The organism is Micromonospora yasonensis, assembly GCF_026013475.1.
GTDB classification, from domain to species: domain Bacteria; phylum Actinomycetota; class Actinomycetes; order Mycobacteriales; family Micromonosporaceae; genus Micromonospora; species Micromonospora yasonensis.
This window is the reverse complement of record NZ_JAPDPH010000279.1, coordinates 1-8,158: the sequence shown is the minus strand read 5'-3', so window position 1 is coordinate 8,158 and position 8,158 is coordinate 1. Positions and strand designations below refer to the sequence as shown.

At 72.4% G+C, this 8,158-nt stretch carries 7 protein-coding genes; 3 read left to right on the top strand and 4 right to left on the bottom strand.

Features of this window, described 5'->3' with window-relative positions; translation table 11 throughout:
• From ONA70_RS32630 to mce, 4 genes are all read right to left on the bottom strand, one after another.
• The coding region (locus ONA70_RS32630) for a hypothetical protein (protein WP_265010337.1) at positions 1-1,506 on the bottom strand (1,506 nt) is incomplete at its 3' end.
• A gap of 167 nt (positions 1,507-1,673) precedes the next feature.
• Positions 1,674-2,924 carry a DivIVA domain-containing protein gene (locus ONA70_RS32625; protein ID WP_265010336.1) on the bottom strand — a complete coding sequence of 417 codons (1,251 nt, stop codon included), beginning with the start codon at positions 2,922-2,924 and terminating at the stop codon, positions 1,674-1,676.
• Positions 2,925-3,198: 274 nt separating this feature from the next.
• Complete coding sequence (ccrA, locus tag ONA70_RS32620) at positions 3,199-4,563, bottom strand: crotonyl-CoA carboxylase/reductase (RefSeq protein WP_265010338.1); 1,365 nt, start codon at positions 4,561-4,563, stop codon at positions 3,199-3,201.
• 234 nt (positions 4,564-4,797) lie between these two features.
• Positions 4,798-5,268, bottom strand: a complete 471-nt coding sequence (gene mce / locus ONA70_RS32615) for a methylmalonyl-CoA epimerase (protein WP_265010335.1) — start codon at positions 5,266-5,268, stop codon at positions 4,798-4,800.
• A gap of 63 nt (positions 5,269-5,331) precedes the next feature.
• Between mce and ONA70_RS32610 the strand changes: the two genes are divergently transcribed.
• From ONA70_RS32610 to ONA70_RS32600, 3 genes are all read left to right on the top strand, one after another.
• Positions 5,332-6,528, top strand: a complete 1,197-nt coding sequence (locus ONA70_RS32610; RefSeq protein WP_265010334.1) for an acetyl-CoA C-acetyltransferase — start codon at positions 5,332-5,334, stop codon at positions 6,526-6,528.
• A 65-nt stretch (positions 6,529-6,593) separates the two neighbouring features.
• On the top strand, positions 6,594-7,529 hold the full coding sequence (gene meaB, locus ONA70_RS32605) for a methylmalonyl Co-A mutase-associated GTPase MeaB (protein WP_406601291.1): 936 nt from the start codon (positions 6,594-6,596) through the stop codon (positions 7,527-7,529).
• Between the two features lie 84 nt (positions 7,530-7,613).
• Positions 7,614-8,027, top strand: a complete 414-nt coding sequence (locus ONA70_RS32600; RefSeq protein ID WP_265010332.1) for an Asp23/Gls24 family envelope stress response protein — start codon at positions 7,614-7,616, stop codon at positions 8,025-8,027.
• The last annotated feature ends 131 nt before the right edge of the window (positions 8,028-8,158 follow it).

Sequence of the window (8,158 nt, the reverse complement as noted above, 5' to 3'; positions counted from 1 at the left end):
CTCCGTGCGCAGGTCGGCCAGCTCCTGCTGGGCCTGGGCGATCTGCAGCATCACCTGGGCGAGCTGCTGCCGGCCGGCGGCCACCTCCTGCTGGGTGGCGGCGAGGTGCTGCTGGGTGGTGGCCAGGTGCTGCTGGGTGGTGGCGGCGTACTCCTCGAACTGGCGACGGGAGGCGGCCACGTGTTCGTCGGCCTTGCGGCGCTTGTCGGTGGCGTCCGCCTCGGCGCGCTTCAGCAACTCGGTGGCCTCGTTCTCGGCCCGTCGGCGCATGGTCAGCGCGTCCTGCTCGGCCGCCTTCCGGAGCTTGGCGGCCCCCTGCTCGGCCTCGGCGTTCTTGGCGGCGTACGCCATCTCCAGCTCGTCGTGCCGATTCTTGTGCTGCTTGTCGAGCTCGTCGCGGCGCTTGGCGTACTCCTGTTCGGCGGCGGCGCGGCGCTGGGCCAGTTCCTTGTCGGCCGCCTCGCGCCGGGCGTTGACCTCCTGCTCCACGCCGGCCCGCCAGGCGCCCAGCTCCTGCTGCGTCTGGGCCCGGGCCTGCTGCACGTACGCCTCGGTCTCGGTGCGCATCCGCTGCACGTACGCCTCGACCTCGGCGCGGTTGCGCTTGCCGGCCTCGGTGGCCTCGCTGGTGAGCCGGTTGGCCTCGGTCCGGGCCCGGCTCCGGGTGGCCTTCGCCGCCTCCTCCGCGTCGTCGACGATCTTCTTGGCCTCGGCGAGCGCCTTGGCGTGCGTGGCCCGGCCGGCCTCGGCCGCCGACTCGGTGAGCCGCTTCGCCTCCTGCTGCGCCTTGGCGTGCACCTCCTTGGCCGCCTCGCGGAGCTGGGTCGCCTCCTGCTGGGCCTGGGCCAGGGCCTCCTTGGCCGTCTCCCGCAGCCGGGTGGCCTCCTGCTGCGCCCGGGTGTGGATCTCCTTGGCGGTGTCCCGGAGCCGGGTCGCCTCCTGCGTCGCCGTGGCCAGCGCGTCCTCGGCGTTCTTCCGCAGCTTCGCGGCCTCCTCCCGGGCGGAAGTGAGGGTCGCCTCGGCCTCGGCCTTGCGGGCGGCGGTGTGCCGCTCCTCCTCGGCCCGGCGCGCGGCGAGGGCGATCTCGAAGTCCTTGAGGGCCTGGGCGGCCTGCTCCCGGGCCTCCTCGATGATGTGCTCGGCGGCGGCCCGGCGGGCCTCGATCTCCTCGTTCGCGGCGGCGAGGATGTCGTCCGCCTGCTCCTCGGCCATGACGAGGATCTGCTCGACCCGGGGGCCGAGGTGCCGGAACGAGGCCCGGTCGACCACACCCACCTGCTTGCGTACCTGGGCGAGGTCGCGTTGCAGCACCTCGACCTGGCCGGCCAGCTTGTGGATCTGGGTGTACGCCTGCTCCCGCTCGCCCGTCAGCGCCGCGATCTCGTGCTCGGCGCGGGCCACATACCGGTCGACCTGTCGTTTGTCGTAACCCCGCAGGGCGTTCTCGAAGCTGGGCTCCGTCGTTACATCCCCGCCGAGTGCAAACAGTTCCTCGCCGTGCGACATGCTCCCATCCTCACACGCATCCGGCTCTGCTGGGGCGATACGGACGCCCCTGTTGGGACCTACTTCACGCAGGTGGCGGAACGGGCCGGAAAGCATGACGGCGCGGGGCGGCACCGGTTACCCGGTGTCACCCCGCGCCGCGGCTCATGCCCCGTTGCGGGTGGTGCTCAGCCGGCCGACTCCGCCGTGACCTTCTCGGTGCTGTCGGCCTTGGCCGCGTCCGGCTTGGCACCGGCCTGCGGCACGCCGGGCACGATGCCGGCGAGACCGGAGAGCATCTGGCCGAGCTGGGCGGTGACCGCTTCCTTCTGCCGGGTGAGGTCCTCGACCTCGCGGCGGGCCGCCTGGGTGGTCAGCTCGGCCTCGGTGCGGGCCTCGGTCAGCAGGCGCTGCGCCTCGGCCTTCGCCTCGTTCATCGTCTTGTCGGCCAGCGCCTTGGCCTTGTCGACGGTCTCGTTGGCGGTGCGCTCGGACTCGACCCGGCGGGCCTCGGCCCGCTGCTCGATCTCCTTGGCCCGCTCATGGGCGGCCCGGGCCCGCTGCTCGGCCTCGCTGACCAGCTTCTGGGTCTGCGCGACCTGGGCGGCGTGCCGCTCCGACTCCTCGCGCTCGGCCTTCTCCCGCCGCTCGGCGATCTGGAGTTCCAGGGCCTGCAGGTCCTTGTCCCGCTTGTCCCGCGCGTCGGTGAGCAGCTTGGTCGCCTCGGCCCGCTTCTCCTCGGCCTCGCGGGCGGCCTTCGCCCGCTGCTGGGTGATCTCCCGCTCGGCGGTGGCCCGCAGGGTGGCGACCTCACGCTCGACGGTGGACTTCAGCTCGGCCACCTCGTGCGCGGTGACCGTACGCAGCTGCTTGGTCTCCCGATCGGCGTCGGAGCGCAGGGTGTCCGCCTCGCGGCGGGCCTGCACCCGGACCTCGGCGGCCTCGCGCTCGGCGGCGGTGCGGACGCTGCCGGCCTCCCGCTCGGCGGTGGCCTTCATGGCGGCGGCCTCGGCGCGCGCCTTGTCGGTGATCTCCCGCGCCTCCAGCCGGGCCGCGGAGAGGATGCCCTCCGACTCCCGCTTGGCCTCGTTGCGGTGGTCGTTGGCCTGTTCCTCGGCCAGCCGGAGGATCTGCTCGACGCGGGTGCCCAGGCCGGAGAGGGTCGGCCGGCTGTTCTCCTCGAGCTGCTTGTTGGTGTCGGCGAGCTTCTGCTCGAGTGCGCTCTGGCGCTGCTCGGCCTGGCGGAGCCGGCGCTGCGCGTCGTTCATCCGCTGCTCGGCCTCGGCGCGGGCCTGGTCGGACTGGGTCAGCGCGGCGGTCAGCCGGCCGATGAAGTCGTCGACCTGGCCGGTGTTGTATCCGCGCAGGCCAACGGTGAAATCGGGCTGCGAGTTCGCGTTATCGAAGAACGCAAGAGGGGAGGACTGCTGCTGGGGCATTGGGACATACTCGCAGACCCCCCAGGGTGCTTCGCAAGAGCGGTCCGCACCTTTCGTGTCCTCATTACATGGTCAACCGGCCGGCCCGGCGGGACTGGACCAAACGGCGATCTTGGCAGCTCCCGGGCGCGTCGGGCGTCACCCGGAGTGAGCCCGAAAAAGGGCCGCGGCAGTCGCCCGCGGCCCTTTGTCGTACGTCAATCGAATGGCGTCCACCGCGACGGAAAGGCAACGCCTCCGCCACGCTTTGGCCCGGCCGCGATCATCCGGACGGTCAGTGGCCGCGGAACCGGTTGATCGCCGATTCGTGCCGGGCCCGCAGCGCGGTGTCCCGGACGCCGAGACCGTCGGACGGGGCGAGGCAGCGCACCCCGACCTTGCCCTGGTGCGCGTTGCGGTGCACCTCGTACGCGGCCTGGCCGGTCTGCTCCAGCGGGTAGGTCCGGGACACGGTCGGGTGCACCTTGCCGAGCGCCACCAGGCGGTTGGCCTGCCACGCCTCGTGGTAGTTGGCGAAGTGGCTGCCGACGATCCGCTTGAGGTGCATCCAGAGATAGCGGTTGTCGTACTGGTGCTGGAAGCCGCTGGTCGAGGCGCAGGTGACGATGGTGCCGCCGCGCTTGGCGACGTAGACGCTCGCGCCGAAGGTCTCCCGGCCGGGGTGCTCGAAGACGATGTCCGGGTCCTCGCCGCCGGTCAGCTCGCGGATCCGCTCGCCGAAGCGGCGCCACTCGTCCTGGTCCTGGGTCTCCTCGTCACGCCAAAACTGGTAGCCCTCGCCCGTGGCCTTGGACCGGTCGATGACCAGCTCGGCGCCCATCCTCCGGCACAGCTCGGCCTTCTCGGGCGAGGAGACCACGCAGACCGGGATCGCCCCGCCGCCCAGCGCCATCTGGGTGGCGTAGCTGCCCAGGCCGCCGGAGGCGCCCCAGATCAGCACCACGTCGCCCTGCTTCATGTTCGCCCCGTGGTGCGAGACGAGCTGCCGGTACGCGGTGGAGTTGACCAGCCCCGGGCTGGCCGCCTCCTCCCAGCTCAGGTGGCGCGGCTTGGGCATCAGCTGGTTGGCCTTGACCACGGCGAGCTCGGCCAGCCCGCCGAAGTTGGTCTCGAAGCCCCAGATCCGCTGCTGCGGGTCGAGCATCGTGTCGTCGTGGCCGGCCGCGTCCTCCAGTTCCACCGACAGGCAGTGGGCGACCACCTCGTCGCCGGCCTTCCACCGGGTCACCCCGGGCCCGGTCCGCAGCACCACCCCGGCCGCGTCCGACCCCACCACGTGGTACGGCAGGTCGTGCCGGCGGGCCAGCTCGGAGAGCCGGCCGTACCGCTCGAGGAACCGGAAGGTGGGCAGCGGCTCGAAGATGCTGGTCCAGACGGTGTTGTAGTTGATCGCGCTGGCCATCACCGCAACCAGCGCCTCGCCCGGGCCGAGCTCCGGGGTGGGCACCTCCTGGACGTGCAGCGACTTGCGCGGGTCCTTGTCCCGGGTGGCCAGGCCGTCGAACATCCGGGTGTCCTCGGCGCGGACCACCACGCCCCGGTAGCTCTCCGGCACCGGCAGGCCGGCGAGGCCGGCGAGTTCCCGCTCCGGCTGCGCGGAGCCCTCCGCCGTCATGATCGCTTCGAGGATGTCCTGCACGGTGACCTCCCGTTCGTCGCGCACCCGCGCCGGGGCGGGCAGGGGTGCTGCCATCGTCGGCGCCGGTGCGACGGGACCGCCATGTCGGCAATCGACACATCCGGCACCGGTCGCACTCCTGTGGGGCCGGACGTTACTGAACGGTAGCTAGGGTCGGAAGTCCGGTGTGAAAAACTGCATCGGCCGATGCGTGGAGGTGTCCGTGGGACCGGGGAACCGCGCATCGCCGCTCGCTCAGGGGCTTGCCGGCTCGACCAGTTCGACCAGCACGCCGCCGGCGTCCTTCGGGTGCACGAAGTTGATCCGCGAGTCGGCGGTGCCCCGCTTCGGGGTCTCGTACAGCAGCCGCACCCCGCGCTCGCGCAGCGCCGCGCAGGCCGCGTCGATGTCCGCCACCGTGTACGCCACCTGCTGCACCCCAGGCCCGTTGCGGTCCAGGAACCGCGCGATCGTCGAGCTGGGCGACAGCGGGGCGAGCAACTGCACGCAGCCACCCTCGGTGGTCGGGCCGACCGCCAGCATCGCCTCGCGTACGCCCTGCTCCTCGTTGGTCTCGGTGTGCACGCAGCGCATCCCGAAGGTGCGCCGGTAGAAGTCGATCGCGGCGTCCAGGTCGGCCACGGCGATCCCGACGTGGTCGATGCGGAGCAGGCCGATGTCTGTGACATAGTCGGCAGCGGGCTCGACGGGGTAGTTCTCAGCCATGGCGCTAGTCTGACCGAACAATCGTTAAGGCGTACAGGTCGGCACCCCCCCTCGGAGGCAGGCATGGCTTCGGTGATCGTCAGCGGCGCGCGGACCCCGATGGGGCGCCTGCTGGGCAACCTCAAGGACCTCCCGGCGACCCGGCTCGGGGGCGTCGCGATCAAGGCCGCGCTGGAGCGCGCCGGCGTGGCCCCGGAGCAGGTGCAGTACGTGATCATGGGCCAGGTGCTGCAGGCCGGCGCGGGCCAGATCCCGGCCCGCCAGGCGGCCGTCGAGGCGGGCATCCCGATGTCCACCCCGGCGCTGACCATCAACAAGGTCTGCCTCTCCGGCCTGGACGCGATCGCCCTGGCCGACCAGCTCATCCGGGCCGGGGAGTTCGACATCGTGGTGGCCGGCGGCATGGAATCCATGACCAACGCCCCGCACCTGCTGCTCGGCCAGCGCTCCGGCTACAAGTACGGCGACGTCACGATCAAGGACCACATGGCCCTGGACGGGCTCACCGACGCCTGGGACTGCTGCTCGATGGGCGAGTCCACCGAGCGGCACGGGGCGAAGCACGGCATCACCCGGGAGGAGCAGGACGCCTTCGCCGCCGCCAGCCACCAGCGCGCCGCGGCCGCCCAGAAGAACGGGCACTTCGCGGACGAGATCACCTCGGTGATCATCCCGCAGCGTAAGGGCGACCCGCTGGTGGTCAGCGAGGACGAGGGCATCCGCCCGGACACCACGGCCGAGTCGCTGGCCAAGCTGCGCCCGGCGTTCACCTCCGACGGCACCATCACCGCCGCGAGCTCCTCGCCGATCTCCGACGGCGCCGCCGCGGTGGTGGTGATGAGCAAGGCCAAGGCCAAGGAGCTGGGGCTGACCTGGCTGGCCGAGATCGGGGCGCACGGCAACGTGGCCGGCCCGGACAACTCCCTGCACTCGCAGCCGTCCAACGCCATCAACCACGCCCTGAAGAAGGCCGGCCTGGGCGTCGCCGACCTCGACCTCATCGAGATCAACGAGGCGTTCGCCGCGGTCGGCATCCAGTCCACCCGGGACCTGGGGGTCAGCCCGGACAAGGTCAACGTCAACGGCGGCGCGATCGCGCTCGGTCACCCGATCGGCATGTCCGGCGCCCGGCTGGTGCTCACCCTGGCGCTGGAGTTGAAGCGGCGGGGCGGCGGCACCGGCGCGGCCGCGCTCTGCGGTGGCGGCGGCCAGGGTGACGCGTTGATCATCCACGTGCCCTCCGGTGGCGCTGAGCAGTGAGCGAAACCGTCGAGAACGTCCCGGCTGGGGCCACCGGATCGGTGCGTCGCAGCCGGGACGTACCGATGCTGGTGGAACGGGCCCGCACGGGTGACCCCCGCGCGGTGGCCCGGCTGATCACCCTGGTCGAGTCCGGCGACGAGGTGCTGCCGCAGGTCGCGGCGGCCCTCGCGCCGTACGCCGGGCACGCCCAGGTGGTCGGGCTGACCGGTTCTCCCGGGGTGGGCAAGTCGACCACCACCAACGAGCTGGTCCGGGCGCTGCGGGCGCGCGGCCACCGGGTGGGTGTGCTGGCCATCGATCCGTCCAGCCCGTTCACGGGTGGGGCGATCCTCGGCGACCGGGTCCGGATGCAGGACCACGCCACCGACCCCGGCGTCTACATCCGCTCGATGTCCAGCCGGGGCCACCTCGGCGGGCTCTCCGCGGCGACGCCGCAGGCGGTGCGGGTGCTGGAGGGCGCCGGCTGCGACGTGGTGCTGGTGGAGACCGTCGGCGTCGGGCAGGCCGAGGTCGAGGTGGCCTCGCTGGCCGACACCACGCTGGTGCTGCTCGCTCCGGGCATGGGCGACGCGATCCAGGCGGTCAAGGCCGGCATCCTGGAGATCGCCGACGTCTTCGTGGTCAACAAGGCCGACCGGGACGGCGCCGACGCCACGGTCCGCGACATCCAGGGCATGATCGCGCTGGGCGAGCGCGGGCCGGGGGAGTGGCGGCCGCAGGTGGTGCGGGCCATCGCCGCGCGCGGTGAGGGGATCGACGACATCGCCGCCGCGATCGACAAGCACCGTGACTGGCTGGACCGGCACGGCGAGCTGCGCCGCCGGCGGGAGGCCCGGGCCGCCGCCGAGATCGAGGCGATCGCGCTGGGCACCCTCCGGGACCGGATCGGCTCGCTGCGCGACGGTACGCAGCTCCCGACGCTCGCCGCCAAGGTGGCCGAGGGCGCCATCGACCCGTACGCGGCCGCCGCCGAACTGCTGGACCAGCTCGGCGCCTGATCCGTCCACCCGGGACGCCCGGAACTAGTACGCTCGCACCGCCTCACCGACCGCGTGGGGCCGGACGAACCTGGTGGGGAGAGCATGGCTGACGAGGCGACCCAGGAGCTGTCGGTGCTGCCGGACGCGGTGGCGGGCGGCGCGACGCACGTCTCCGACGAGGTGGTGGAGAAGATCGCGGTCGCCGCCGCGAAGTCCGTGCCCGGGGTGGCCGACCTCGGCGGCGACGTGGCCCGCTTCTTCAACGCCGTGCTGGACAAGGTCGGGCTGGACCAGGTGGGCGACGCCCGGCGCGGCTGCTCGGCCCACGTCACCAACGGCGCGGCCGTGGTGAACCTGGTCATCGTGATCGACGGTGGCCGGCCGGTGCCCGAGGTGACCGACGCGGTCCGCTCGGCGGTCACCGCGGCGGTCGAGGCGTACGGGCTGCGGGTCGACGAGATCAACATCCGGGTCGACGACGTGGCCCTGGGCGGCCCGGTGGCGCCGTCGGCCTGAGCCAGGTTACCGACCGGTACTCACATCCTTAGCGATCGTTCAGGCTGGCGTTCTACACTCGGTCTTCAGTCGAGGACTCGAGGAGGAGCTCCGCGCATGGACGCCGACGAGATCGCCGCCGGTCGGGCCCG